Below are 24,520 nucleotides of genomic sequence, written 5' to 3'. Positions count from 1 at the left end.
CCCCGGTAGCGATGTCGCTACCGGGGCGGACCCGTGTCACACGTCAGCCGAAGTGCGCCGAGAAGGTCGCTCAGCCGAGAAGGTCGAGCGCCTTGTTCAGCGTGGGCGACGGGCGCATCACGGATGCGGCCTTCGCCGAATCGGGCTGGTAGTAGCCGCCGATGTCGGCGGGCGAGCCCTGGACCGCGTTCAGCTCGTCGACGATCGTCTGCTCCTGCTCGACCAGCGTCTTGGCCAGCGGGGCGAACTCCTTGGCGAGCTCCGCGTCCGCGGTCTGCTTGGCCAGCTCCTGGGCCCAGTACATGGCCAGGTAGAAGTGGCTGCCGCGGTTGTCGATGCCACCGACGCGGCGGGTCGGCGACTTGTCCTTCTCCAGGAAGGTGGCCGTGGCGCGGTCGAGGGTGTCGGCCAGGACCTGGGCGCTCGCGTTGTCCGTGGTCTGCGCGAGGTGCTCGAAGCTGGACGCGAGGGCGAGGAACTCGCCCAGGCTGTCCCAGCGCAGGTAGTTCTCGCGGACCAGCTGCTGGACGTGCTTGGGGGCCGAGCCGCCCGCGCCCGTCTCGAAGAGGCCGCCGCCGTTCATGAGCGGAACGATGGAGAGCATCTTGGCGCTGGTGCCGAGCTCGAGGATCGGGAACAGGTCCGTCAGGTAGTCACGCAGCACGTTGCCGGTGACCGAGATGGTGTCCTCGCCGCGGCGGATGCGCTCCAGGGAGAACGCGGTGGCGTCCACCGGCGACATGATCTCGATCTGCAGACCGTCGGTGTCGTGCTCGGGCAGGTACGCCTTGACCTTCTCGATGAGCTGCGCGTCGTGCGCGCGGGTCTCGTCGAGCCAGAACACGGCCGGCGAGCCGGTCGCGCGGGCACGGTTGACGGCCAGCTTGACCCAGTCGCGGATCGGGGCGTCCTTGGCCTGGCACATCCGGAAGATGTCGCCGGTGGCGACGGTCTGCTCCAGGACGGCGTTGCCCGCCGCGTCGACCACGCGCACCGTACCGGGCGCGGCGATCTCGAAGGTCTTGTCGTGGCTGCCGTACTCCTCGGCCTTCTGCGCCATGAGGCCGACGTTGGGCACCGAGCCCATCGTCGCCGGGTCGAAGGCGCCGTTGGCGCGGCAGTCGTCGATGACGACCTGGTACACGCCGGAGTAGCTGGAGTCCGGGAGGACCGCGAGGGTGTCGTGCTCCCCGCCGTCCACACCCCACATGTGGCCGGACGTACGGATCATCGCGGGCATGGAGGCGTCGACGATGACGTCCGAGGGGACGTGCAGGTTCGTGATGCCCTTGTCGGAGTCGACCATCGCGAGCTCGGGGCCTTCGGCGAGCTCCGCCTCGAAGGACGCCTTGATCTGCGCGCCCTCGGGCAGGGCGTCGAGGCCGTTGAGGATGCCGCCGAGGCCGTCGTTCGGGGTCAGGCCGGCACCGGCGAGCGCCTGGCCGTACGCGGCGAACGTCTTCGGGAAGAAGGCGCGCACGACATGGCCGAAGATGATCGGGTCGGAGACCTTCATCATCGTGGCCTTCAGGTGCACCGAGAACAGCACGCCGTCGGCCTTGGCCTTGGCGATCTGCGCGGTCAGGAACTCACGCAGCGGACCGACCCGCAGCACGGCCGCGTCGACGACCTCGCCCGCCAGGACCGGTACGGACTCGCGCAGGACCGTGGTGCTGCCGTCCTCGCCCGTGAACTCGATGCGCAGCGTGCCCGCATCGGCGATGGTCGCGGACTTCTCGGTGGAGCGGAAGTCGTCGACGCCCATGGTCGCGACGTTCGTCTTCGAGTCGACCGTCCAGGCGCCCATGCGGTGCGGGTGCGCCTTGGCGTAGTTCTTGACCGAGGCGGGGGCGCGGCGGTCGGAGTTGCCCTCGCGCAGGACCGGGTTGACGGCGCTGCCCTTGACCTTGTCGTAACGGGCGCCGATGTCCTTCTCGGCGTCCGTCTTCGGGTCGTCCGGGTAGTTCGGCAGCGCGTAGCCCTGCGCCTGCAGCTCGGCGATGGCCGCCTTCAGCTGCGGGATCGAGGCCGAGACGTTCGGCAGCTTGATGATGTTCGCGCCGGGCGTCTTGGCCAGCTCGCCGAGCTCGGCGAGGGCGTCCTCGATGCGCTGGCTCTCCTCGAGGAAGTCGGGAAAGAGGGCGATGATGCGCCCCGCCAGGGAGATGTCACGGCTCTCCACAGTGACTCCGGCCGTCGAGGCGTAGGCCTCGACCACCGGCAAGAACGAATACGTCGCGAGGGCCGGGGCCTCGTCAGTGTGGGTGTAAATGATGGTCGAGTCAGTCACCGGGTGCTCCGCTCCACGTCTGCAACATTGCTCGACATCAAGATATCTCGTGATCGCCTCCTTCCACGAAGCGGCCCCGATTCTCGGACGTCACAGCCCGTAATCGCCACTACGTTCCGTGGTCACTTGAGGACAGGGGGTTGCTCAGCGCGTGAGCAGCAGCGCGTCGCCCACCGCGCGCTCGGTTCCGTCCGACGGCGAATTGATCACCTTGCCGTTCACCGCCATGGTGACCGAACCGCCGCCGTCCAGGGCCATCGCCCGCACCGCGCCGAGCGACTTCATCAGCTCCGCCCCTTCGTTCAGACCGAACCCGTCGCTGTAGCCGGGCTGCCGGCCGTCCGCGCCGACCAGGAGCATGCGGCCCTGCCGGTCGACGCCCAGGAGCATGCGCGGGTTGCGCTTGATGCCCCAGGTGTAGGCGAAGGAGGGGTCGGCGGTGTGCTCGATGCCGTCGGCGGCGTAGTTCACGGCGACCTTGCCGTCGCGGACCAGTTCGGGGCCGCCGTTGACGATGTCGTCCTGCGGGCCGAGCTTCAGCTCCCGGCCCCGCTCGTCCAGGATCCGCTGCCGCACCTCCAAGGCACTGCCCGGCTTCGCGTGCGTACGCAGCCAGGTGGCGCCCGTGCCGATGCCCGCGAGGACGCTGCCGCCCTCGGGCACGGCGCCGCCGCGCGCCCGCACCTCGCGTACGCGTCCGCCCGCGTCGAGCACCGCCTCCGCCCCGTCGCCCGCCGGGGTGCTCGCGCCGAGCTCGTCGGTGAACTCCACGATCTCGTCGGGGTCGGTGCAGGTCACGTCGTGCTGCGGCCGCTCGGTCGGGGCGTCGCCGCCGACACCGCCGCAGTTGCGCACCAGGCCCGGCACCCGGTTGACCCCGTCCACGACCGCGGACGCCCCGCCCGCGCGGACCCGCAGCTCCGTGCCGAGCTTCTTGAACTCAGGGCGCAGGCCGTTGCCGCGCAGCACCGCCGCGATCCGGCCGTCGGTCGCCGCGCTCTGCAGTTCCCCGTCGTACGCGGCGATGCCGGCCGCCGCGCCCGGCACCCCGTCCTTGCCCTCCATGACGAAGAAGCCCGCGTTGACTCCGAGCAGGGTGTCCTCGCCCGCGGCCATGGCGCTCACCGTCTCGCGGCCCGCGACTCCCTTTCCGTACGTTCCCTTCAGCGCACCGCGGTAGCGCTTCGGGTCGACGACCGCCACCTTGACCCGGGCGACTCCGGTGCCGGGCGCCCCGTCGGCGCCGGTCCACTCGCTCACCGCGTCGAACCCGGCGGCGGCCAGGGCTTTGCGCTCGGCGTCGGCGTCGGCCCGTGCGGCGTACTCCCCCACCCGGACCCGCACCCCGATCACGCCGTGCCGGTCGGAGCCCCGCGGCCACGAGACCGCCTCGGCCCGCGCACGGAACCCCGCGTCGCGCACCCGCCCCGCCAGCGCCTCGGCGTCCTGCCCGGCGGAGAGGTGGGCGCCGTTCGCGCGCACCGTGACCGTCCAGTGGTCGGCGCCGGGGCGGCCCGAGATGCTCCCCTGGTACAGGTCGGCCCCGGAAGCGAGGCGTTCGTGCCGCCAGTCGGCGATCGGCGCGGGGACAGCGGCAGTTGGAGCGGCGGCGGCAGCGGCGTTCTCGTACCGGTCGACGGCGACACCGGGGGCGAGAAGCCCCGTCGCGGCGGCGGCGACCACCGACACCTTCGCGGCGGCTCTGAACGGACAGCGTGCGAGGGCCACGGGAACTCCTAGGTCGCGTTGGTACACCGCAGCGAACGCGAGCGCGCGGACGGCGATCGATCCCAGGAGTGAATACCAGAAGTCAGGCCGGAAAACAGGGCCCGCTCTCCGTATAGAGGGCTCTCCCCCGCATTCGGGGGCCGGATTCAGTCGCCTCGCCCTGTGGAGCGCGCGCGGTGCCTGCGGACCGCGTCACGGTTGGCGCACCGCTGGGAGCAGTACCGCTGGCGTCCGGTGCGGGAGGTGTCGGCGAAGATCGTGGCGCACTCGGTGACGGCGCACCGCCTCAGCCGGTGCATGCCACGCCCCGCCAGGTGCAGCGCCGTACCGACGGAGATCAGCTGGAACAGCAGGGCGCCGAGCGGCTGCCGGTCCTCGCGGTAGTGCAGGTGCCAGCCGGTGTCCGCGTGGTTGGTCATCCGGGGGTGGGCGGCGGAGGCCTCCAGCATCCGGTTGAGCAGCTCGGCCCGCTCGTCCTCGTCGGTGGCGTCGACGACCTTCTCCCATGCCTCGAGCGCGTCGTGGGCGCGGTCGAGGTCATCCGGCGTGACGGGAGCCTCCAGGACGAGGCCGGCGGTGCGGCAGCGCTCAGCGAGCTCATCGGCGGTGGCCGGGCGCCGGTTGGCGAGATCGGCGGCCAGGTTCACGACCTCTTCGCCGTAAGGGTTGAGGTGCATAAGACCATTACATCAGTCTGACCGGCATGCCACAACGCACCGGGGAACACACCGACATACGGACGGCGACGACGGAGGACATCACGGAACTCGTGCGCCTGCGGGCCTTGTTGTTCGAGGATCTCGGCGGCGCGTACTTCGATCCGCCGTCGGGAGACGGCGGATGGCAGGGCGCCCTCGCCGTGGTCCTGAAGGAGCAGTTGGCCGCGGGCAGCATGCGGATCCTCGTCGTGGACGGCGCCGCAGGTCTGGCCGCGTGCGCCATCGGCTCGGTCGAGCAGCGGCTGCCGGGCCCGCATCTGCGCAACGGCCGGGTCGGCCTCGTGATCGGCGTGGTCACCGACCCGGCACACCGGCGGCGCGGGCACAGCCGCGTGCTCATGCGCGGCCTGCTCGACTGGTTCCGGGAGCGTGAGGTGGCCCGCGTGGACCTGTACGCCTCCCACGAGGGCGAGCCGCTCTATCGCGACCTCGGCTTCGTCGACCACCCCGACCCCGCCCTGTACTGGCGCCCGTGACCACCGTCGTCGACACGGCGCACACCGCGTGGCGCTACCGCTGGGTCGTCCTCGGGATCGCCACGTTCACCCAGGCCGCATCCGGCTTCTTCGTGCAGGGCATCGGGGCGATGGGCATCCACCTGCAGCGCGACCTGCAGCTGAGCACGGTCCAGTTGGGGCTGCTGGTCTCGGCCGCCCAGGTGGTCCCGCTGGTCGGACTGCTGGTGGCCGGGGAGCTGCTCGACCGCTGCGACGAGCGCTGGGTCGTCGGGGTCGGCGCCGGTGCGGTCGCCGTGGGCCTGCTCGCCGGGAGCGCGGCGCCGGGTTACGCGTCCCTGCTTCTCGTGCTGCTGTTCGTCGGCGCGGGCTACAGCACCGTCCAGCCCGGCGGCAGCAAATCGGTGGCGTCGTGGTTCGACGCGTCCCAGCGGGGCTTCGCGATGGGCATCCGCCAGGCGGGGCTGCCGCTGGGCGCCGCCCTCGCGTCGGCCGCACTGCCATTCGTCGCGGAGGCCTACGGCTGGCGAGCGACGCTCGTGGCCGGCGGGGTCGTGGCGCTCCTCGGTGCCTGGGTCTTCATGGGCTTCTACCGCAGGCCGCCGATTCCTGCGGCTCCCCGCGACGGCGGGCCGCGCGCCTCGGTCGGGGCGCAGCTCGGCGCACGGCTGCGGATGCTGCGCGAACCGTCCATGGCGCGGATCATGCTCACCGGGTCGAGCATGATCTCCGTGCAGTACGGCGTCGGCATCCTGACGGTGCTGCATCTGCACGAGACGGCGTCCCTCGGGGCCGGGGCGGCGGCTCTCGTCCTGGTGGCGGTGCAGGGTGCGGGCATCGTCGGCCGGATCACGCTGGCCGCCTGGAGCGACCGGAGCAGCCATGGGCGGTACGGCTCCCTGGTCCTGTGCATGGCCGCCGTACTCATGGGCATGGCCGTGCTGATGACGCCGCTGGGGCGATCCCCGGCGACCGCCTGCTGCACGCTCGTGTGGCTCGGTTTCTTCGGCTTCGGCTGGTACGGCCCCTGGGTCACCTACGTGAGCGAATCGGCCCCGCCGGAGCGGACGGGATTCGCGCTCGGCCTCGCCATGTCCGTCAATCAAGTCGCCGTCGTGGTGATGCCGCCCCTGCTCGGCCTGCTCAAGGATCTCTCCGGCAGCTTCGTGCCGGTCTGGGGTCTCCTGTCGGCGATGACCGCCGCCGCCCTGATCGCCTCGGCCCGCGTGCGGCCGGGCAACCGGCCCCGCTCGCCTGGCCGAGGCGGCGTCCGCGGTCCACGGTGAACCCGTACGAGGTGTTGCCGCGTCGACGGCGGGTAGCCGGGCCCCGCACCGGAAGCCGTCGTGGGACCGCGCGGCACGAAGTGACAAGGACTGGAAGGACTGGAGGGAACACCGTGAGCGAGGAGCTGCCCGAGACCCGGGGCGAGGACGAGACACCCGTCCCGAGGGATCTGCCCGATCAGCAGGCTTCGGACGAGGAGGAGGACCACTGGGAGCCGGACGACGAATCGGCGACCACCGGCAACGCGCCGGACGCCGACGACGACGTACCGGACACGGACGAGGCGGGAACCGGCCGGCGCGGCGCACCGCACACGGGTGGCGTGCGCCCCGACCAGCCGGTGCCGGACGAGCCCTCCGGCTGACCGGACGGACCGTCACGGACCGCCCGCTCCGGCCGGCGGGGCCCGCTCAGCGACGTGCCGTCGGCTCGGCGTACACGGCCAGGGTGAACGAATGGCCCGCCGGGTCGCTGTAGGTCCGGGTGTCCCGGGGGCCGGAGTTGTCCTTGGCGTCCACGGGCCGGGCGCCCAGGCCGACGGCCTCGCGCTCCGCCTCGTCCATGTCGCCGCGGGCCACCAGGATCCTCAGGTGCGACTGCTGGGAGTCCTCGGGCCGCGGCCAGCTCGGCGGCGCGTATCCGTAGTCCCGGTGGACCGCCAGGCAGAGGCCCTGCCCGTCGGAGACCTCCACGTAGTCGGGGTCGTCGCCCACACCCACCGTGCCGCCGAGCAGCCCCGCGTGGAACTCCGCGAGCTCCTCGGGTTTCGCACAGTCCAGGACGATGACGGCGGTCTTCTTCACGGCCATGGGCACCTCTTCGGTCGGCAACAGGGCGGGCCGCCGTGTCGCCCGGCCGCCCGCGTCTGACCGAGTGCCCCACCAGGCCCACCTCAATCGGCAGTCACTCGCGGGCGGGTCGGCGCCCGCGCGGGCGACACTGAGGGCATGTACCTCGTCGATCAGTACCCGCCCCCGTCTCTCTACGGCCGTCTGCGTGTCGAGCGGCGCGACCTCGCGCCGGCCCGCTGGCTGGAGCAACGCCCGCCGCACGACGACGGATTCGGCACGGTGGCCGGCGTCTGCGCACCCGGCTTCGACGCGTACGCGCGAATCCTCCACCCGGCGCTGCTCGGCGCGGACCTCGTGCGGTGGGACAAAGTCGCCACGGCGTACGGCAGGTCGGTGTCGGCCGGGACGCGCTGGCACGAGCTGATCGGTCTCGACGACCGCTCCCCCTACCGCAACGACGACACCCCGGCCGTCCCCGGCCTCTGGGACGAACACCCGCACGAGGGGCCGACCCCCGCATACGTGGCCCGCATTCTGATCCCCGTGCTCTCCCGGCACACCCGGACGCCCGACCGCTGCTGGTTCGGTCTCTGGGAGGGGTACGGCACCTCCAACTGGGACGGCTTCCCCGTGTTCCGCACGCCGGGCCGCGACGAGATCCTGCTCGCCGGTCCGCTCGACGACGCGGCCTCACCGGCCTGGCCCGCGGGCGATCCCGACGAGGCGGCGCCCGAGATCCCCGACCTGTGGTGGCCCGATGACCGCGCCTGGTGCGTGGCCGGCGACGTCGACCTGGTGAGCACGTACGTGGGCGGCTCCGCGGCCTGCGTCGCGGACCTCCTCGCGACTCCGGGCCTTGAGGCGTACGAGATCGACGAGACGTCGGCGGTCGACTGATCGGCCACGGGTGATGCGCCGCGGGTAATGCGCCGCGTGATCACCGTTGTAGAGTCGAACTCCACTACCACGACGGCATGTTCGAGGGGCGAGAACACGACGAAGTGCTCTTCTGAGCGGTCTGTTCCACCTCTCCGTCCTGCTCGCCCCGGCGGGATGACTAGCATGGCGCGAAGCGAGACCCGGAAGATCACCGTCCTCTTTGGTGTTCCGCCGGGTCTGCGACCGATGCGTGGACCGATCGGCTCGTTGCTTACCTGCACCCAAGGACCGAGGGACCGCTGAATGCCCGTGCCTGCTCCTCCCAGCCCGCACCGAATAGCGAAGGCGCGGCGGCCCGCGTCGGCCGTGCCCGTGGTCGTGCTGGTGGTGACCGCCGCGGCCGGTGCCATCGCGGGCGCCCTCGCACCGGACAACGCCCGGGTCTGGACGGTGGCTTCCGTCGCGGCCGGCTGGCTGTGTCTGGCGATCGCCCTCGTGACCGGCTCGCTGCTCGTCAAGCGGGTCCGCGCGACCGCCGCCGCGGACCACGCCGAGGCCTCCTCCCTCAAGGCGCAGTTGGCGCGCCAGGGCGCCGAGTCGGCGCATCTGGTGAACGTCACGCTGCCGACCGTCGTGAAGCGGCTGCGCGAGGGCACCAGCGCGGGCGACACCCTGGCGCAGACGGCTCCGCCGTCGGATCCGCAGCTGCGTCAGGTCGTCCAGGTCTTCGCGTCCGTGGTGGAGGAGACCGTGCGGCACGCCGCCGACGTCGAATCCCGGCGCGACCAGACACAGGGACAACTGGCCCTGGCCGCAGAGGAATTGGACCATCTGACGGCGGTCACGCTGCCCACCGCGATCGAGCAGCTGCGCGAGGGCGCCTCCGCCGACACGGTCCTGGCCGGACTCGACTGGCCGAGCAACCCCCTGCTGCGGCTGCCCGCCGAATCGTTCGTACGGGAGCTCGCCTACAGCGAGCGGCGTGCCGCGGCCGCGCAGGCGGCGTCCGCCAAGGCGCTGAGCCGGGTGCAGGCCAAGTCCGTGGGCATGCTCGCCGACCTGCGGGACATGCAGGAGCGGCACGGCGTCGAGGTCTTCGGCGATCTGCTGCGGCTCGACCACAGCACCTCCCAGCTGGGTCTGATGACGGACCGTCTCGCCCTGCTGATGGGTGGCCGCTCCAGCCGTGCGTGGAACAAGCCGATCGTCATGGAGAGCATCCTGCGGGGCGCGGTGGGCCGGATCTCCGCCTACCAGCGGGTGCGGCTGCACTGCTCGACGACCGTGGCGATCGCCGGGTTCGCCGCCGAGGGCGTCATGCACGTGCTCGCCGAACTGATGGACAACGCGGCCAACTTCTCCCCGCCCATCGACGAGGTGCACGTGTATGTGGAGGAGCGCAGCGCCGGGATCGTCGTGACGATCGAGGACAGCGGTCTGAAGATGGCCGACGCGGCGATGCGCCGTGCGGAGGAGTCGGTCTCCGGTCGCGTGACGGACCTGGCCTCGCTCCAGGGCACCCGCCTCGGCCTCGCCGTGGTCGGGCGGCTGGCCGCCAAGTACGGCATGAGCATCAACTTCCGTCCCTCCTCTCGCGGCGGCACGGGCGTCGTGGTGCTCCTGTCCCCGCAGCTCCTGGCCCAGCAGCGCGACCCCGCCCCGCAGCAGCTCGCCCCCCGGAGCATCCAGCCCGCGACCGCCCCTGCGGCCTCGCCCGCGGTCGCTCCCGTGCCCGAGCCGACAACCGCCGCGACGGCCCCGGAGGTCGCGGCCGCCCCGCAGCCTCCCGCGGCCACCGTCCCGCCGCCCCCGGCCGACGCGGACACCGCGCCCCGTCCCGCGCACGCCCGCCCCGCCGCCACGACCAACGGTCTGCCCGTGCGCGCCCCCGGCCGCACGATGGCCGAGGCCGAGCGTGAGCGGGAGCAGCGCAGGGCGGCGTCCGACGCCGCCGCGGGGGCCGCCGGGGCGATCGCCGGCGATGCGGGTCTACCGCCGCGTGACGCCGGTTCACGCTTCGGTGCCTTCCACCGTGCGCGGCGGGCCGCGGGCGATGTGCCCGGCTCTCCCGCGATGCCCGATTCCCCCGCCGAGTCCGGGCCGCCGCCCGCCGAGTAGATCGAAGCCACCCGCACGGCGCCCGGGCTCTGGCGCCCCCTTCCCCGCTCAAGATCGTGAGATTGGAGGGACGGGCAGGTGACCGGAAGCCCCGGCGCATCTCGCCCCGCCTACCATGCAGACCACTGACAACAGCCTGACCTGGCTCCTGCAGAGCCTCCTGAAGCGCACCCCCGGTACGCGGCACGCCCTGGTGCTCTCCCGGGACGGCCTGAAGCTGTGCTGGAGCGAGCATCTGATGCTCGACCAGGCTGACCAGCTGGCGGCGATCTGCTCCGGCATCCAGGCACTGGCCCAGGGCGCCTCCATGGAGTTCGGCGACGGCACCGGAGGCGTGCGGCACTCCATGACCGAATTCCACGGCGGGTTGCTCTTCATCGTCGAGGCCGGCCAGGGAGCGCACCTGGCGGTCATCGCGGAGGAGAACGCCGATCCCGGTGTGGTGGGCCATCAGATGACCGAGCTGGTCGAGCAGATCGGTGAGCATCTGCGTGCCGAACCGCGCGGTCAGAGCGAAGGCAGCGGCTCCTCGTGACGCCGCGCAGGCCCGTGGACATCGGTGACCCCGACCGGCTGTACACGGTCACCGGTGGCCGCAGCCGCGCCGACGACGATTCGTTCGACCTGGTCACTCTGGTGGTGAGCGAGTGCGAGCCCACTGCCGGGATGCAGTCGGAGCACGTACGGATCCTCGAACTGTGCCGGCATCCGACGGCCGTGGTGGAGATCGCCGCGGAGATGAAGCTGCCGATCACGGTGGTGCGGATCCTGCTGGGTGACCTGCTCGCGATGAGCCGGATCACCGCCCGTCATCCCCGCGCGGCCGGCTCGGCCGCCTCGATCCCCGATTCCGCCCTTCTCAAGGAGGTGCTCCATGGGCTCCGCAACATCTGAGCTGCCCTCCCGTATGCCGCTGTCCGACACCGCCGAGACCGGCCTGAAGATCGTCGTCGTGGGCGGCTTCGGCGTCGGCAAGACCACGCTGGTCCGGTCGGTCAGCGAGATCCGTCCGCTGAACACCGAAGAGGTGATGACGCAGGCCGGCATAGGCGTCGACGAGACGACCGACGTGGCCGCCAAGACGACCACCACGGTGGCCTTCGACTTCGGCCGCATCAGTCTCAACGAGCGTGTGGTGCTCTATCTGTTCGGGGCGCCCGGACAGGAGCGCTTCTGGTTCCTGTGGGACCGGCTCTTCGCCGGGACGCTCGGCGCGGTCGTCCTGGTCGACACGCGGCGGATGGACGACTCCTGGTACGCCATCGACCGTCTGGAGCACCACAAGACGCCGTTCGTGGTGGCCGTCAACCGGTTCGACGACGACGGCTCCGCCCACTCGCTCGACGAGATCCGGCAGGCTCTCGCGCTGCCCGACCATGTGCCGCTGATCGACTGCGACGCACGGGTGAGGTCGTCGGGCAAGGACGTCCTGATCACCCTCGTGGACCACCTCTACGCACTGGCCATGGCCCAGGAGATGACACCGTGACCGAGCCGACCGGATCCCCCCATCTGCAGAGCCCGCCGCCCGGGTGCCCGGCGCACGCGGATACGGGCGCGGTACGCCTGGGCGGTCTGGAGTACCAGCAGACGCCTTCGCAGCTCTACCGCAGCCTGCGCAGGGAGCACGGCGCCGTCGCGCCGGTGCTCCTGGACGGGGACGTGCCCGCGTGGCTGGTGCTCGGTTACTCCGAGGTCAGCTATGTGACGGGCCACGACGAGCTGTTCGCCCGCGACTCGCGGCGCTGGAACCAGTGGGACCACATTCCCGCCGACTGGCCGCTGATGCCGTTCGTCGGCTACCAGCCGTCGGTCCTCTTCACCGAGGGCGCCGAGCACCAGCGGCGGGCCGGGGTGATCACCGAGGCGCTGGAGGGGGTCGACCAGTTCGAACTCGCCAGGGACAGCGCCAGGATCGCCGACCGGCTCATCGCCGAGTTCGCCGGCAGCGGCCAGGCCGAGCTGATGGACGCGTACGCGCACGCCTTGCCCATGATCGCCGCGGTGCAGATGTGCGGGATGCCGCACGAGGGCACGGACACCCAGCAGCTCGTGGACGACCTGCGGATCTCGCTCGACGCGCATGAAGGAGACGACCCCGTCGCGGCGTACACCCGGGTCGCCGAGCGCATCCAGCTGCTGGTCAAGGAGAAGCGGGAGAAGCCCGGCGCGGACGTCACCTCCCGAATGCTCCAGCACTCGGCGGGCCTGACCGACGAGGAGATCGTGCAGGACCTGATCTCCATCATCGCGGCGGCCCAGCAGCCGACGGCCAACTGGATCTGCAACACCCTGCGGCTGATGCTGACCGACGAGCGGTTCGCCCTGAACGTGTCCGGCGGCCGGCTGAGTGTGGGCGAGGCGCTCAACGAGGTGCTGTGGCTGGACACCCCGACCCAGAACTTCATCGGCCGCTGGGCGGTGCGTGACACCCAGCTCGGCGGGCGGCAGATCCGGGCGGGCGACTGCCTGGTGCTCGGTCTCGCCGCGGCCAACACCGACCCGCAGATCTGGCCCGAGTCGCACGTCGGCCCGGAGAACTCCGCGCATCTCTCCTTCAGCCACGGCGAGCACCGCTGCCCCTACCCCGCCCCGCTCCTCGCCGACGTGATCGCGAGGACGGCGGTCGAGACGCTCCTCGAGCGGCTGCCCGACCTCGTCCTCGCGGTGGAGCCGCACGAGCTGACCTGGCGCCCGTCCATCTGGATGCGCGGCCTCACCTCGCTGCCGGTGCAGTTCACGCCCGCGGCGCACTGAAGCGGCGCCGGGGCGCCGCTTGCGGGCGGCGCCCCGGTCGGGTCAGGCGGTGACGGGGGTGAACCGCACCGGCAGCGACTGCGGTCCGCGGGTGAACACCCCCTGCTCGACGGGGTCGAAGCCCTCGGCGAGCCGTACGTCGGGCATCGCGTCGAGGAGTTGGCCGACGCCGATCTCCACCTCGGCCTTGGCCAGCAGGGCGCCCACGCAGAAGTGGCGGCCGAGGGCGAAGGAGAGGTGGTCGGCGGCGGCGGAGAACGCGGTCGTCGTGGTCAGGTCGTCCCGGAAGATGTCGAAGCGGTCCGGCTCGCGGTAGCGCTGCTCGTCGCGGTTGGCCGAGCCGATCAGGCAGGTGACGGTGGCGCCGGCGGGGATGGTGCCGCCGGAGACCTCCACGTCGGTCGCCGACTGCCGCATGATCATGTGGACCGGCGGCGTGTGGCGCAGGGTCTCGGCGAAGGCGCGGGCTATCAGGGTGCGGTCCTGCCGGACGGCTTCGAGCTGTTCGGGGTTCATCAGGAGGTTGGCGAAGATGCTGGCGATCGCCTTGTCGGTGGTCTCGCCGCCCGCCGCGAGCAGCAGGCTGCAGAAGGCCTTGATGTCCTCGTCGCTCATGCGGACGCCGTCGACCTCGGCGGCGCAGAGCGCGGAGAGCAGGTCGTCGCCCAGGTTGTCCCGACGCTCCTGGATGATCGGGATCATGTACTCGGCGAACTCCACGCGGGTGCGTTCACCGGCCGCCGCGACCTCGGCGTCGCCCGCCAGGTTGCCGAGGAAGGCGATGACGGTGGTGTACCAGCCGTGGAAGCGCGCGTGGTCGGCCTTGTCGAGGCCGAGCATGTCCGCGATCACGTTGACGGGGAAGCGGGTGGCGTAGCCCTCGACCAGGTCCACGCTGCCGGTGTGCCGGAAGGTGTCGATGAGTTCGCGGGAGTTGCGCTCGATGACCGGCAGGAATTTCTCCTGGAGGTCGCTGCCCCGGAACGCCGGTGCGACAAGGGCCCGGCGCACGGAGTGCTCCCGGCCGCTGAGCTGGAGGATCGTCTTGCCGTGAACGGGCTCGATCTGCCAGTCGTAGTTGTCGGTGGTGAACTGCGAGCCCTTGTCCTTGAACACGCGCTCGACGTCCTCGTACCGCGAGATGATCCAGCTCTGCGTCGCCTCGTGCCAGAACAGCGGCGCGCTCTCCCGCATCACCCGATAGGCCGGGTACGGGTTCTTGGCGAACTCGGGCGAGAGGATGTCGGGGACCTGCTGCGCGGTGGACATGTGGCTCCTAGGTCAGAAACAGGCAACGTCCACCAGGCTATTGATCACTTACGGAGGCAACCAGTCCCTCCCGGCCGACGGTTGAGCGCTGCACTAATGTTGGCCGAAAATCACCCCTCGCCCCGCCGGATCGAAGCCGACGGGGCGAGGGGGAGCAGCGGCACCCCGCTGCCGGGAGACTCAGCAGCTGAGCTTGTCTCCCGGGGTGACGTTGAGGATGCCGGTGAACCGGGTGTAGTTGTTGATCCGGCTCTGCACCTGCTCAGGGTTCTTCCCGTCGCATTCCAGGCTTCCGTTGATGCTGCGGATCGTCTCGCCGAAGCCCGCGCTGTTGACCATAGCGTTGTGCGGGGTCATCGTCCCCGGCCCGTTCTGGGTGTTCCAGTACCAGAGGCCGGTCTTCCACGCCACGGCCGCGTCGTTCTGCACGAGGTCGGGGTTGTTCAGGAGGTCGATGTTCAGGGCGTCGCCCGCGGCCTTGTAGTTGAAGTTCCAGCTGAGCTGGATCGGGCCACGGCCGTAGTACTTGTCGTTGCCCGCCGGACAGCCGTAAGGCTGCGAAGTGTCGCAATAGTGCGGGTAGTTCGCGGTGTTCTGCTCGACGACGTGGACCAGACCGCCGGTCTCGTGGCTGACGTTCGCCAGGAAGGCCGCGGCCTCCTGCTTGCGTACGGTGTCGCTGCCGGTCCCGGTGAAGTCGGGGTAGGCGCTGAGCGCCTGGGTGAGACCGCTGTAGGAGTAGAAGGAGTTCCGGTTCGGGAACATCTGGTTGAACTGGGCCTCGCTGACGGGGAATTCCGCCGCGGCCTTCTTCGCCGGTTCCGCCTTCTCGGCGGAGGCGTTGGGCGCGAGGGTCAGGAGGGTGAGCGCGGCGGCGGACGCGGTCGCGGTCAGTGCGGCAACTGCACGAAGACGCATGGGGGATCACTCCTTGGGCGGGCCGGTACAGGCGCGACCGGCCGCCGGGTGGTGGGGGGATGTGCGGTCGGGAGCACGCCGGACACACCGGGGCTGCGGCTATCCGGAATAACTCCCGCCGTTGGACTAGACCATACCGAGTGACGCATTCACGTCAAGAGGTCGGCGGATAACGGCAGTTGAGAGGCGCCGCCGGCCACCTCAGATCGAGCTCGGGCCGCCCAGACCCTCGATGACTCCGGCGACATGGGCGGCGTACGCACCCACCAGAGGCCAGAGATCCCGCCAGCACTCCCCCTCCCCCGTGACGTACGCGGCCCGCGCGTGGGCGAGCACGGGCCGGAGGGCCGCCGGGAGCCGGGGCAGCGCCCGGTCGGCCGCCGCGTCCTTGGACGTCAGGGCTCCGGTGGCCAGGGTCATCCAGATCCGGGCCAGCGTCAGGACGACGTTGCGGGTGTCCGACGAGAGCTCCGCCAGCAGATCCGGCACCCCGGCGACGATCGCGCGGGCGAGGTCTTCAGGCGGTACGGGAGCAAATACGTCGCCCGGGGGCGGCCCGGCGAGCGGGGTGTCCGCGAGCAGCACCATCGTGATCAGGGGCGCGAGATCGGGGTCGGCCACCGGCGACGGCAGCCGCCCGCGCTCGTACTCCTGGCGCAGCCACTCCCCGTACTGGAACTCGCGGCGCGGCGGATAGGTCCAGGGACTGACCTCGCGCCGGACGACGATCGTCAGCTCGACGGGGCGCGTCGCGTCGCCCCGGGGCGGCCGGGCGGACAGGCCGAGCAGCCCCTCGACGAGTTCCCGGCGCCGCGTGGCCGCCGGCGGCCGTTCCACGACGGCGAGCACGTCGATGTCGCTGTGCGGCCGCAGCCCGCCGAGCGCGGCGGAGCCGTACAGGTAGACGCCCACGACGTCCGCGCCGAGCGTCTCGCGCACCAGGCGGACGGTGTCCTCGGTCTGGCCCACTGAGGCCCTTTCTCGTACGGCCATGCGCGATGGCGCGGGGACGAACCGGTCATGATCGTAGGAATGACGCCTGCCGCGCTGCCAGCGATTTTCCGGCCCGTCCGCCGCGATCGTTCGCGGACGTACACTGAAGCGGTGTCGGGCAGGTCCCTGCTCCGCCCGACCATCTGTGATCAGCCCTCCACGACCCGGATCCGGTCCTCAGCGACCGGTCGTGCGGCGCACAGGTAGCGTTCCTCGGCCGCCTTGGCCCTTCGGCCCGCACGCAGATATCCCCCTGTGGGGCCCCGCTCGCCTTACGCGCATCACCGCGGATTCCGTCACACCGCCGCCCTCGCCCCTCGGGTTGGGCGTACGCGGTGTGCCGTGAGCCGCCTTCGAGGGGACTGTTGTGAAGCTCAGCGCACTGCTCGACGGGCACGACCACCATGTTCTGCACGGTGACCCGGATGTCTCCGTCACCGGCGGAATGACCTTCGACGCCGGACAAGTGACGTCCGGATCGCTGTACGTCGCCGTACCCGGCCACGAGGAGGGCGGGCCCGGGGGCATCGGCCGGGCACTGGAACGGGGGGCGGTGGCGGTCCTCGCCGAGGACGGCCCGTTGCCTGCCGAGAGCGGCGCCGGGCAGGTGTGCGTGGTGCGGGTGGCCGACGCACGGGCGGCCGCCTCACTCGTCGCCTCCCGGTACTACGGCGAGCCCGGCCGCGCGATGGACGTCGTGGCCATCACGGGTACGAACGGCAAGACCTCCGTCTCGTACATGATCGAATCGGCGCTCAGGCTGGCCGAGGGCGCCAAGGTGGGGGTGATCGGCACCTCCGGAAGCCGGATCGGCACGGAGCGGATCCCGATGCCGCGGTCGGTGCTCAGCACCCCCGAGTCCCCGGACCTGCAGTACCTCCTCGGCCACATGCGCGACCGGGGCACGAGCAGCGTGGTCCTCGAGGCCACGTCCATGGGGCTGTTGCAGCGGCGCCTGGACCATGTGCCCGTGTCCGTCGGTGTCTTCACCAATCTCACCCAGGACCACCTGGACGACCACGGCACCATGGAGCACTACAAGAACGCCAAGCTGCGCCTTTTCGCCGGCCTGTGCGACCGCGCGGTGGTCAACGCCGACGACCCCGTCAGCGCCGAGATATCGGCCCTGATGCCGGGCGCCGTGACCACGTACGGCCTGGACGCACCGGCCGACTACCGGGCCAGCGACCTGGTCGTGGACGCGGGGGGCACCCGCTTCACGCTCCATCACGACGGCCGCAAGTACCCCGCGGCGATCCCCGTACCGGGCCGCTTCTCGGTCTCCAACGCGCTGGCCACCCTCGCCGCGTGCCATCTGCTCGGGCACGAACTGTCCGCGCTCGTCGAGGCCTTGGACCGGATGCCGCCCACGCCGGGACGGCTCGAACGCTTCACCACCGCGCAGGGGGTCTGCGTGATCGTGGACTACGCGCACTCGCCGGACTCGCTGGAGAAGGTCCTGGGCACGATCCGCGGCTTCGCGACCGATTCGGTGATCACCGTCTTCGGCTGCGGCGGCGACCGTGACACCACCAAGCGCGCGCTGATGGGCGAGATCGCGGGCCGCCACTCCGATCTGTGCGTCCTCACGTCGGACAACCCGCGCGGCGAGGACCCCGAGATCATCCTGGACCAGATCGTGCCGGGCCTGACCTCCACCGGTACGCCCTTCCACCGGGTGGCCGACCGCCGCGAGGCGATCTCCCGCGCGCTGTCCGTCGCGCGGCGCGGCGACATCGTGCTCGTCGCGGGCAAGGGGAGCGAACCGCACCAGATCGTCGGCGAACAGCTCATCCCCTTCGACGACATGACGGTGGTCCGCGAGATCGACGCACTGTAGGGACGTTCGCGCAGGCGAATGTGCGATCCATCCAACGCCTCGGCGCGGGCAGTGCGAATCGGCACTGGCGCGGCGGGGCGAACGGCGTCTACGGTCCCTGCATTTCCGCCACATCACCTCGCCCGCCGTGGTGATGCCGTCCCAGGGAGCTGTCTGTGCCCAAGGAGTCATCTCCGTCCGTCACCGAGGTCGAGACGCACGGAGTCGAACGCATCCCTGACGCGGATCGCACGGCGAAGCCGATCGATCTGTTCCGGCTCTCGTTCGGCGGCGCAAACACCTTCGCCACCTGTGTGCTCGGCGCGTTCCCGATCCTGTTCGGCCTCTCCTTCTGGCAGGGGCTCGCGGCGATGCTCGTCGGGCTGCTGGTCGGCGCGCTGCTGCTCGCCCCGATGGCGGTGTTCGGGCCGCGCAACGGCACCAACAACGCCGTCTCGTCATCGGCGCATCTGGGCGTGCACGGCAGGATCGTCGGCTCCTTCCTCTCCCTGCTGACCGCCGTGGCGTTCTTCTCCCTGTCGGTGTGGAGCTCGGGCGACGCGCTCATCGGCGGGGCGCACCGGCTGCTCGGCGTGCCGGAGAGCGACGTGGCCTACGGCTGCGCGTACGCCGTCTTCGCCGCGCTCGTGCTCGCCGTGTGTGTCTACGGCTTCCGCTTCATGCTGCTCGTCAACAAGATCGCGGTGGTGGCGGCGACCCTGCTGTTCGTCCTCGGCCTCGTCGCCTTCGCGGGGGACTTCGACCCCTCGTACGCCGGGATCTTCACCTCGGGCGCCGACCAGGCCACCCAGGACCTGTTCTGGCCGTCCTTCATCGGCGCCGCGCTGATCGTCCTGTCGAACCCGGTCTCCTTCGGCGCCTTCCTGGGCGACTGGGCCCGCTACATCCCGGCCGAGACGCCCCGCCGCAAGGTGATGGGGGCGGCCTTCCTCTCGCAGGTCGCCACGGTGCTTCCGTTCGGCTTCGGCCTGGCGACGGCGGCGATCATCGCCGAGCAGGCCCCCACGTACATGGACCCGGCCGCCCCGAACTTCGTCGGCGGTCTGCTCGCGATCGCGCCCGCCTGGTACTTCCTGCCGGTCTGCCTGATCGCGCTGATCGGCGGCATGTCGACCGGGACCACCGCGCTGTACGGCACCGGCCTCGACTTCTCCTCGGTCTTCCCGCGGCTCAGCCGTGTCCGGGCCACCGTCCTGATCGGCGTCCTGTCCATCACGTTCATCTTCGTGGGCCGCTTCGGCTTCAACCTGGTGCAGGCGATCTCCACCTTCGCCACGATGATCATCACCTGCACGGTGCCGTGGATGATCGTCATGATGCTGGGCTACGTCACCCGGCGCGGCTGGTACGACCCCGAGGCGCTCCAGGTCTTCACCCGCCGCCAGCACGGCGGCCGCTACTGGTTCGCGCGCGGCTGGAACTGGCGCGGCATGACGGCCTGGTGGACCGGTGCGGTGACCGGCGTGCTCTTCACCAACATCCCCGGACAGTTCGTCGGGCCGCTCGGCGACCTCGCGGACGGCGCCGACATCAGCCTCCCGCTGGGAGCGGCCGTCGCGGCGGTCGTCTTCCTCGGCCTCCTCGCGGCCTTCCCGGAGCCGCGCGCGGTGTTCGGGCCCCAGGGGCCGCGCTGGGTGCGCTCGGCGGACACGCCGATCGCTCCGATCACCGGGCCGCTTCAAGCTCCCGCTTGAGGTTCTTCAGCGTCCGGTCGATATTGCCGACCTGGAAGGCCGCGAAGGTCTTTCCGCCCGTGGCCAGCCGGTCGAAGCCGTTGGCCACGAAGGTGGGCCAGGAGCGCCTGTCGTCCGTCCAGGTCTCGGTCACCTTGGTGGCGCCGCCGCTGTCCTCGAAGCGGTACTGCCAGGTGGCGATCGGGGCCTTCAGCCGGGGACGCTTGAGGCCGATCGCGTGCACGCGGAAGGCGAAACGGCGGCCCTGATCGGCCTCGGTCACCGTGCAGCGGGTGGTCCAGCGGAACGGGCCGCGCTTGTTGTGCCCCTCGAACACCAGGCCGACGCCGACGGGTGCTCCGTCTCCGGGCATGGTCGCCCCGAGGTTCTCCGGGCTCCACCGCCCCATCAGGCCGGGCTGGCTGACCTGCTCGTACACCGACTGCGGTGACGCCTCGACCAGGATGCTTCGGGACACTGTGAACGTGCGGGTCATGACCACTCCGATCCTCGACCCGCGACCTTACTCACCAGTAGCATAAATGTCAGCCCCCGGAGGACACCGGACTGCTCGCCGACCACCCGCCGGGCATGCCGCTCGACGTGCACGGCGAAACGGTCCTGGGCCTCGGACCCCTGCCAGGCGTGACCTCAGACGAGGCCGGTGACCGTGACCGTGACGGCGGGCGCGGTCGCAACCCCGGTCACTCGCCGAACGGCGTCCGCCGCGGCCGAGCGCACTTCTCGTGTCACGTCCAGGGCCCGCCGTCCCCGGCGAAGCACGACGTACACCTCCACGCTCCAGTCCTCGGTGTCCTTCTGCCGCCGCACCTGCACCCCCGCGGAGCCCGCCGGAGTGCTGGGGAGCCCCCGTCTCAGCAGGGCCGATGAGCGCAGGAGGTCCGCGAGCCCCGGCCGCAGGAAGGCCACCCCCGGAGTGCCGAGGACCGCCTCCTTGACGGCGTCCGCCAGCGTGCGGGAATCTTCTCGATCGCTCACTGCCGCCGTCCTTCCACGCTGTCGTCGCTGTCGTCGCCGTCGTTGCTGTCGTCGTCGATGACATCGGTGATCGTCACGTCGACGGCCGCGATCCGCATGCCCAGCTCGCCGTCCACGGCTTCGAGCACCTGGTTGCGCACCCGGTCCGCGATCGCGGGCAGGTCCCACGTGAGCGGGACCTGGACCTCGACGCGGACCCTGAGCGGCCCGCGCGCCAGGGAGCCCTCGTCGTCCAGCGGTCCGATGCGGCAGCTGCCCGCGCGCACGCCCGGCAGCGACTCGGCCGCGGCCCGGACCGTCCGGGCGGCGGCGGCCTCCACGATCCACGCGTCCTCGGTCTCGTCGCCGAGCGGCAGCGTCCTGCCCGGCCGCAGTTCGAGGCGCACCACGTCCATGACACGGCCGGTGAGCGCGGAGGCGTCCGGCTCCCGCGGCGTCACCTCACGCGTCTGCGTGACGATTCCCTCGAGGCTCCGCAAGGCGTCCAGAGCCTGCGCGCAGTGCGGGCAGGTGTCGGCGTGGGGGTCGGGCACGCCCGCCTCCCACTGTTCCCATACGTGTGACAACTCGCGCCCGCAGGGCAGCAGTTCGTCCTCAGGCAGCACTCCGAAGCCCGCCTCCCGCTCGTCGTCCGGTACGGATTCCCCGTTCATCGCCATTCGGCCATCGCCTCCGTCAGATAGCGCCGCGCCCTGAAGACCCGGCCGCGGACCGCCTCCGGACTGATGCCGACCGTCTCGGCGATGGACTCGTAGGGCGCGCCGTCCAGTTCGCGCAGCACCCAGCACACCCGCTGCTCCGGCGAGAGCCCCTCCATCGCCCGTGCCAGGTCCGCCACGGCCGCGTGTCCCTCGGCCGCCCTCGCGGGCGAGAACGCGTGCTCCGGCGCGGAGGGCTCGGGCAGGCCGTCCAGAGCGACGACCGGCCGCCGCGAGCGCAGCACGTTCAGGCAGCGGTTGGTGACGATGCGGTAGATCCACGTTCCGAACTGCGCGTCCCTGCGGAACTCCGGCAGCTTGCGCCAGGCACTGACGAAGGAGTCCTGCACGGCGTCCTCCGCCTCCGGTCGGCTCCCGAGCAGGCGCGTGGCAAGGCGCAGCGCCATGGGTGCGTGGCGGTGCACGAGCGCCTCGAAGGCCTCCTCGTCACCCTCCGCCGCCCGCACCGCGAGGAGGCCGTCCTCACGTCGTGAGGACGCGTCCGCTTCCTCGGGTGTTCCTCCCCGGTCGCCCGGCACACGCGGCTCCTCTCACTTCGGTCGTGCTCGTACGACACACGAAAGGCCCGCCGCGTTACGCGGCCCCGGAACGCTACATGCCGGGGGAAGAAATTCGCGGGAGGCGCGTAACGGGCGTACGGCGCCCGGGTCGGAGCAGATGAGGAACCGAGCAATCCCTGACGACGAGGAGATGCCACCATGGCGACGCAGGACCTGACTTCGAACGCGGCCGTATCCGGCGGCACCGAGAAGGACCTCTCCGGCGGGACGCAGAGGACGAGCGCTCTCGGAGCCACCACCGTCACCGGCGCCACGGGCGCGAGCCAGCCGGCGGCGACCCGGGGCAAGACGTCGATCGCCGACGTCGTGGTCGTGAAGATCGCCGGAATGGCGGCCCGCGAGATTCCCGGCGTGTACGACATGGGCGGCGGCCTCTCCCGCACCATCGGCGCCGTGCGCGACCGTGTTCCCGGCGGCCGCCCCAACGTCGGCCGCGGGGTCAAGGTCGAGGTCGGCGAGCGGCAGACGGCGATCGACCTGGACATCGTCGTCGAGTACGGCGTGCCCATCACGGACGTCGCCCATGACGTGCGCGAGAACGTCATCTCGGCGGTGGAGCGCATCACCGGCCTCGAGGTGGTCGAGGTGAACGTCGCCGTCAACGACATCCGCCTGCCCGACGACGACACCGCGGACACCGGCGGCGAGACGCGCGTCGAGTAGCGCACCGCCCCGCGCGGCCCAGCCGTCACGTCACCTTCCGTGGTGTCAGACGTCCCTTCTCTGTGGTGTGAGGTGAGTGGTGAGCACAGCTCTGGTCGGTCTGCTGGCGGGCATGGCCCTGGGATTCGCCGGATGGTTCGGCGGCTTCGGCGCGTTCCTTCTGGTCGCCGCGCTCGGCGCGGTCGGTTTCGTCCTGGGGCGCCTCGTGGACGAGGGCACGGATCTGCGTGCCTTCCTCGGCGGGCGCGACCGGGAGCGCCGATGACCACGCCCTCGGCGGAGCGCGGTACGACGACCATCGCGGACCGTGCGGTGCGCCGCATCGCGGAACGGGCGGCGACGGAGGCCCTGGCACCCGGCGCGGTCGAGGCCGGCCGGGGTTCGGCGGCCGTCCGGGGCCGGCGGGCCCGGGTCGCCGTCACCGTGACCCTGCCCTACCCCGCCGTGCTCGACGAGGCGGGCGAGAGCGTTCGCTCGCACGTCGCCGAGCGCACCGCCCTGCTCACCGGTCTCACCGTGCCCTCCGCGCGGATCCGGGTACGGGGCCTGTCCCGCCAGGCGCGGTCCGCCGAGCGGTTCGAGCCTGCGGTCGCCGCCGCCGTGGCCGCCGGGGCGGCCGGGGCCCGCGCGCGCCGTCCGTGGTCCCAACGCCGCCTGCCGGTGGCGGTGTTCGCGCTCGTCGCGGCGGCGGTCTGCGGTGTGCTGCTGTACGACGTGGTGTCCGTGCACGCGGCGGGGCGCGCTCCCGCGCGGTGGCGGGTCCAGGTGATGGAGTGGCTCTCCACGCACGGCCCGGACAGTGCCGGCGCCCCGGGCGTCCTCGCCGCGCTCGCCGTGTTCGCGCTCGGCGTGTGGCTGCTGGTCTTGGCCCTCACGCCGGGCCGTCGCGGCGCTCTCCCGATGAGGCCACCGCTGCCGGGCGTGCACGCGGTCCTGGAGCGGCGGGCGGTCGCGGCGCTCCTGCGGGACGCGGTGACCGACGTGCCCGGGGTCGGCCGCGTCCGGGTCCGGGTCGGCCGCCGCACGGCACGGGTGCGCGCCGGGCTCGACTTCGGTGAACCGGACGACGCGCGGCGGGCGGCGTGCGAGGCCGCCGGGGCCGCGGCCGACCGGCTCGGCCTCGCCGGACCGCTGCGGCTGCGCGTGCGGCTGCGGACGGAAGCCGCCTGGCGTGCCCCCGCGCCGCCTGCCGCCGGTCCGGCACCCGGGCCCGGACCTGGGCCCGCGCCGGATCGCGGGCCCGCCCCGGTGGAGAGGAGCACCCCCTGATGAGCCGACTCCGTGGCGGCACGAACCGCTCGACCCTGTTCTGCGTGGCGGCGGTTCTCCTGGCCGCCGGAGCCGCGCTGGCCTCCGCGGCCGCCCCCGTGCGCGACCGGCTGCCGTCGGGCTTCCCCCGCATCGGCGCCGACCGGGTGTGGCTGGACCAGGAGCTGCTCGGCCGCTGGCGCGACCACGGCTGGTGGCAGCCCGTCGTGATCGCGGCCCTTGCCGTCGGCGCCGTCCTGTTCCTGAGCTGGGCCACCGTCCAGATCCGCAGCGGGCGGCCGCGGGAACTCCCGCTCGGCCAACCCGGCGTCACGCTCTCCGCCACGGCCCTGGCCGCCGCGATGGCCGAAGGTGCCCGAGCCGTCGACGGTGTCGCCCGCGCCCACGTGCGCCTCCTCGGGCGCCCGAGGCGGCTGCGGGCCCGCATCACGCTGGTCCTGGACCCCGACGCGTCCCCGGAGGCGGTGCTGCGCGAGCTCGCCGGGGGCACGGTCGCCGAGGCACGGCTGGCCGCGGCGCCGCGCGTCCTGGAGGCCGACGTACGCCTCACGACCCGGCCGCATCGGGCGCGCCGCATCCACTGAGCGCGCCGA

At 71.8% G+C, this 24,520-nt stretch carries 26 protein-coding genes; 15 read left to right on the top strand and 11 right to left on the bottom strand.

Going from position 1 to position 24,520, the window contains the following annotated elements:
- Nucleotides 1-70: 70 nt before the first annotated feature.
- The 3 genes from ACFUPX_RS37430 to ACFUPX_RS37420 form a co-directional block, all read right to left on the bottom strand.
- Nucleotides 71-2,290, bottom strand: coding sequence for an NADP-dependent isocitrate dehydrogenase (locus ACFUPX_RS37430; protein ID WP_383332953.1), 2,220 nt, complete (start codon nucleotides 2,288-2,290; stop codon nucleotides 71-73).
- 144 nt (nucleotides 2,291-2,434) lie between these two features.
- Nucleotides 2,435-4,018, bottom strand: a complete 1,584-nt coding sequence (locus tag ACFUPX_RS37425) for a phosphodiester glycosidase family protein (RefSeq protein ID WP_383332951.1) — start codon at nucleotides 4,016-4,018, stop codon at nucleotides 2,435-2,437.
- A gap of 146 nt (nucleotides 4,019-4,164) precedes the next feature.
- Complete coding sequence (locus ACFUPX_RS37420) at nucleotides 4,165-4,695, bottom strand: CGNR zinc finger domain-containing protein (protein WP_383332949.1); 531 nt, start codon at nucleotides 4,693-4,695, stop codon at nucleotides 4,165-4,167.
- A 26-nt stretch (nucleotides 4,696-4,721) separates the two neighbouring features.
- Here ACFUPX_RS37420 and ACFUPX_RS37415 point away from each other — a divergent pair, with 26 nt between their 5' ends.
- The 3 genes from ACFUPX_RS37415 to ACFUPX_RS37405 all read left to right on the top strand — a co-directional run bounded on the left by ACFUPX_RS37415 (nucleotide 4,722) and on the right by ACFUPX_RS37405 (nucleotide 6,843).
- Nucleotides 4,722-5,213, top strand: a complete 492-nt coding sequence (locus ACFUPX_RS37415; RefSeq protein ID WP_383332947.1) for a GNAT family N-acetyltransferase — start codon at nucleotides 4,722-4,724, stop codon at nucleotides 5,211-5,213.
- Complete coding sequence (locus tag ACFUPX_RS37410) at nucleotides 5,210-6,478, top strand: MFS transporter (protein ID WP_383332945.1); 1,269 nt, start codon at nucleotides 5,210-5,212, stop codon at nucleotides 6,476-6,478. The genes ACFUPX_RS37415 and ACFUPX_RS37410 overlap by 4 nt, the downstream gene beginning before the upstream one ends.
- Nucleotides 6,479-6,591: 113 nt before the next feature.
- Nucleotides 6,592-6,843, top strand: coding sequence for a hypothetical protein (locus ACFUPX_RS37405; RefSeq protein WP_383332943.1), 252 nt, complete (start codon nucleotides 6,592-6,594; stop codon nucleotides 6,841-6,843).
- 46 nt (nucleotides 6,844-6,889) lie between these two features.
- Here the strand turns inward: ACFUPX_RS37405 and ACFUPX_RS37400 are convergent, their stop codons facing one another.
- A complete protein-coding gene (locus ACFUPX_RS37400) occupies nucleotides 6,890-7,288 on the bottom strand; it encodes a VOC family protein (RefSeq protein WP_383332941.1) in 399 nt (132 codons plus the stop codon).
- A 138-nt stretch (nucleotides 7,289-7,426) separates the two neighbouring features.
- Between ACFUPX_RS37400 and ACFUPX_RS37395 the strand changes: the two genes are divergently transcribed.
- The 6 genes from ACFUPX_RS37395 to ACFUPX_RS37370 all read left to right on the top strand — a co-directional run bounded on the left by ACFUPX_RS37395 (nucleotide 7,427) and on the right by ACFUPX_RS37370 (nucleotide 13,024).
- Entirely contained in the window at nucleotides 7,427-8,167 is a 741-nt protein-coding gene (locus ACFUPX_RS37395) for a hypothetical protein (RefSeq protein ID WP_383332939.1), read from the top strand.
- Between the two features lie 285 nt (nucleotides 8,168-8,452).
- Nucleotides 8,453-10,267, top strand: coding sequence for a sensor histidine kinase (locus ACFUPX_RS37390; RefSeq protein ID WP_383332938.1), 1,815 nt, complete (start codon nucleotides 8,453-8,455; stop codon nucleotides 10,265-10,267).
- A 115-nt stretch (nucleotides 10,268-10,382) separates the two neighbouring features.
- Nucleotides 10,383-10,802, top strand: a complete 420-nt coding sequence (locus ACFUPX_RS37385) for a roadblock/LC7 domain-containing protein (protein ID WP_383332936.1) — start codon at nucleotides 10,383-10,385, stop codon at nucleotides 10,800-10,802.
- Nucleotides 10,799-11,161, top strand: coding sequence for a DUF742 domain-containing protein (locus tag ACFUPX_RS37380; RefSeq protein WP_344523158.1), 363 nt, complete (start codon nucleotides 10,799-10,801; stop codon nucleotides 11,159-11,161). The genes ACFUPX_RS37385 and ACFUPX_RS37380 overlap by 4 nt, the downstream gene beginning before the upstream one ends.
- Nucleotides 11,142-11,756, top strand: a complete 615-nt coding sequence (locus ACFUPX_RS37375; protein WP_383332933.1) for an ATP/GTP-binding protein — start codon at nucleotides 11,142-11,144, stop codon at nucleotides 11,754-11,756. The genes ACFUPX_RS37380 and ACFUPX_RS37375 overlap by 20 nt, the downstream gene beginning before the upstream one ends.
- On the top strand, nucleotides 11,753-13,024 hold the full coding sequence (locus ACFUPX_RS37370; protein WP_383332931.1) for a cytochrome P450: 1,272 nt from the start codon (nucleotides 11,753-11,755) through the stop codon (nucleotides 13,022-13,024). The genes ACFUPX_RS37375 and ACFUPX_RS37370 overlap by 4 nt, the downstream gene beginning before the upstream one ends.
- Nucleotides 13,025-13,066: 42 nt before the next feature.
- Here the strand turns inward: ACFUPX_RS37370 and ACFUPX_RS37365 are convergent, their stop codons facing one another.
- The 3 genes from ACFUPX_RS37365 to ACFUPX_RS37355 all read right to left on the bottom strand — a co-directional run bounded on the left by ACFUPX_RS37365 (nucleotide 13,067) and on the right by ACFUPX_RS37355 (nucleotide 16,180).
- On the bottom strand, nucleotides 13,067-14,293 hold the full coding sequence (locus ACFUPX_RS37365; RefSeq protein ID WP_383332929.1) for a cytochrome P450: 1,227 nt from the start codon (nucleotides 14,291-14,293) through the stop codon (nucleotides 13,067-13,069).
- Nucleotides 14,294-14,473: 180 nt separating this feature from the next.
- Nucleotides 14,474-15,211: a chitinase gene (locus ACFUPX_RS37360; protein WP_383332927.1), complete on the bottom strand. Its 738-nt coding sequence runs from the start codon at nucleotides 15,209-15,211 to the stop codon at nucleotides 14,474-14,476.
- A 201-nt stretch (nucleotides 15,212-15,412) separates the two neighbouring features.
- The gene (locus tag ACFUPX_RS37355) at nucleotides 15,413-16,180 is read right to left on the bottom strand and encodes an aminoglycoside adenylyltransferase family protein (RefSeq protein WP_383332925.1); all 768 of its coding nucleotides are present in this window, start codon (nucleotides 16,178-16,180) and stop codon (nucleotides 15,413-15,415) included.
- Between the two features lie 391 nt (nucleotides 16,181-16,571).
- On the opposite strand from ACFUPX_RS37355, the gene ACFUPX_RS37350 reads away from it, so the two are divergent.
- On the top strand, nucleotides 16,572-18,044 hold the full coding sequence (locus ACFUPX_RS37350) for a UDP-N-acetylmuramoyl-L-alanyl-D-glutamate--2,6-diaminopimelate ligase (protein WP_383332923.1): 1,473 nt from the start codon (nucleotides 16,572-16,574) through the stop codon (nucleotides 18,042-18,044).
- A 155-nt stretch (nucleotides 18,045-18,199) separates the two neighbouring features.
- Nucleotides 18,200-19,738 carry a purine-cytosine permease family protein gene (locus ACFUPX_RS37345; RefSeq protein ID WP_383332921.1) on the top strand — a complete coding sequence of 513 codons (1,539 nt, stop codon included), beginning with the start codon at nucleotides 18,200-18,202 and terminating at the stop codon, nucleotides 19,736-19,738.
- Here ACFUPX_RS37345 and ACFUPX_RS37340 read toward each other — a convergent pair.
- The 4 genes from ACFUPX_RS37340 to ACFUPX_RS37325 form a co-directional block, all read right to left on the bottom strand.
- The gene (locus tag ACFUPX_RS37340) at nucleotides 19,710-20,213 is read right to left on the bottom strand and encodes an SRPBCC family protein (protein WP_383332919.1); all 504 of its coding nucleotides are present in this window, start codon (nucleotides 20,211-20,213) and stop codon (nucleotides 19,710-19,712) included. The genes ACFUPX_RS37345 and ACFUPX_RS37340 overlap by 29 nt on opposite strands.
- A 155-nt stretch (nucleotides 20,214-20,368) precedes the next feature.
- Nucleotides 20,369-20,716, bottom strand: a complete 348-nt coding sequence (locus ACFUPX_RS37335) for an Asp23/Gls24 family envelope stress response protein (protein WP_383332917.1) — start codon at nucleotides 20,714-20,716, stop codon at nucleotides 20,369-20,371.
- On the bottom strand, nucleotides 20,713-21,375 hold the full coding sequence (locus ACFUPX_RS37330) for a hypothetical protein (RefSeq protein WP_383332915.1): 663 nt from the start codon (nucleotides 21,373-21,375) through the stop codon (nucleotides 20,713-20,715). Before ACFUPX_RS37330 ends, ACFUPX_RS37335 begins: the two co-directional genes overlap by 4 nt.
- On the bottom strand, nucleotides 21,366-21,953 hold the full coding sequence (locus ACFUPX_RS37325; protein ID WP_383332913.1) for an RNA polymerase sigma factor: 588 nt from the start codon (nucleotides 21,951-21,953) through the stop codon (nucleotides 21,366-21,368). The genes ACFUPX_RS37330 and ACFUPX_RS37325 overlap by 10 nt, the downstream gene beginning before the upstream one ends.
- A 180-nt stretch (nucleotides 21,954-22,133) precedes the next feature.
- Between ACFUPX_RS37325 and ACFUPX_RS37320 the strand changes: the two genes are divergently transcribed.
- The 4 genes from ACFUPX_RS37320 to ACFUPX_RS37305 all read left to right on the top strand — a co-directional run bounded on the left by ACFUPX_RS37320 (nucleotide 22,134) and on the right by ACFUPX_RS37305 (nucleotide 24,511).
- Nucleotides 22,134-22,658, top strand: coding sequence for an Asp23/Gls24 family envelope stress response protein (locus ACFUPX_RS37320; protein WP_383332911.1), 525 nt, complete (start codon nucleotides 22,134-22,136; stop codon nucleotides 22,656-22,658).
- Between the two features lie 79 nt (nucleotides 22,659-22,737).
- Entirely contained in the window at nucleotides 22,738-22,923 is a 186-nt protein-coding gene (locus ACFUPX_RS37315) for a hypothetical protein (RefSeq protein ID WP_361048666.1), read from the top strand.
- Nucleotides 22,920-23,927 (top strand): DUF6286 domain-containing Asp23/Gls24 family envelope stress response protein, encoded by a 1,008-nt coding sequence (locus ACFUPX_RS37310; RefSeq protein ID WP_383332908.1) that lies wholly within the window; start codon nucleotides 22,920-22,922, stop codon nucleotides 23,925-23,927. Before ACFUPX_RS37315 ends, ACFUPX_RS37310 begins: the two co-directional genes overlap by 4 nt.
- Nucleotides 23,927-24,511 (top strand): hypothetical protein, encoded by a 585-nt coding sequence (locus ACFUPX_RS37305; RefSeq protein ID WP_383332906.1) that lies wholly within the window; start codon nucleotides 23,927-23,929, stop codon nucleotides 24,509-24,511. Before ACFUPX_RS37310 ends, ACFUPX_RS37305 begins: the two co-directional genes overlap by 1 nt.
- Nucleotides 24,512-24,520: the final 9 nt, after the last annotated feature.

The sequence above is a fragment of the Streptomyces sp. NPDC057302 genome, assembly GCF_042667685.1.
In the GTDB taxonomy this organism is placed as follows: domain Bacteria; phylum Actinomycetota; class Actinomycetes; order Streptomycetales; family Streptomycetaceae; genus Streptomyces.
This window is presented reverse-complemented; position numbering and strand designations above follow the sequence as displayed.

What these genes read in the sequence shown, in the direction of transcription:
- ACFUPX_RS37420 (WP_383332949.1), bottom strand. Translation starts at nt 4,695, where the DNA reads ATGCACCTCAACCCTTACGGCGAAGAGGTCGTGAACCTGGCCGCCGAT.
- ACFUPX_RS37415 (WP_383332947.1), top strand. Translation starts at nt 4,722, where the DNA reads ATGCCACAACGCACCGGGGAACACACCGACATACGGACGGCGACGACG.
- ACFUPX_RS37400 (WP_383332941.1), bottom strand. Translation starts at nt 7,288, where the DNA reads ATGGCCGTGAAGAAGACCGCCGTCATCGTCCTGGACTGTGCGAAACCC.
- ACFUPX_RS37395 (WP_383332939.1), top strand. Translation starts at nt 7,427, where the DNA reads ATGTACCTCGTCGATCAGTACCCGCCCCCGTCTCTCTACGGCCGTCTG.
- ACFUPX_RS37390 (WP_383332938.1), top strand. Translation starts at nt 8,453, where the DNA reads ATGCCCGTGCCTGCTCCTCCCAGCCCGCACCGAATAGCGAAGGCGCGG.
- ACFUPX_RS37385 (WP_383332936.1), top strand. Translation starts at nt 10,383, where the DNA reads ATGCAGACCACTGACAACAGCCTGACCTGGCTCCTGCAGAGCCTCCTG.
- ACFUPX_RS37375 (WP_383332933.1), top strand. Translation starts at nt 11,142, where the DNA reads ATGGGCTCCGCAACATCTGAGCTGCCCTCCCGTATGCCGCTGTCCGAC.
- ACFUPX_RS37365 (WP_383332929.1), bottom strand. Translation starts at nt 14,293, where the DNA reads ATGTCCACCGCGCAGCAGGTCCCCGACATCCTCTCGCCCGAGTTCGCC.
- ACFUPX_RS37360 (WP_383332927.1), bottom strand. Translation starts at nt 15,211, where the DNA reads ATGCGTCTTCGTGCAGTTGCCGCACTGACCGCGACCGCGTCCGCCGCC.
- ACFUPX_RS37340 (WP_383332919.1), bottom strand. Translation starts at nt 20,213, where the DNA reads ATGACCCGCACGTTCACAGTGTCCCGAAGCATCCTGGTCGAGGCGTCA.
- ACFUPX_RS37330 (WP_383332915.1), bottom strand. Translation starts at nt 21,375, where the DNA reads ATGGCGATGAACGGGGAATCCGTACCGGACGACGAGCGGGAGGCGGGC.
- ACFUPX_RS37320 (WP_383332911.1), top strand. Translation starts at nt 22,134, where the DNA reads ATGGCGACGCAGGACCTGACTTCGAACGCGGCCGTATCCGGCGGCACC.
- ACFUPX_RS37310 (WP_383332908.1), top strand. Translation starts at nt 22,920, where the DNA reads ATGACCACGCCCTCGGCGGAGCGCGGTACGACGACCATCGCGGACCGT.
- ACFUPX_RS37305 (WP_383332906.1), top strand. Translation starts at nt 23,927, where the DNA reads ATGAGCCGACTCCGTGGCGGCACGAACCGCTCGACCCTGTTCTGCGTG.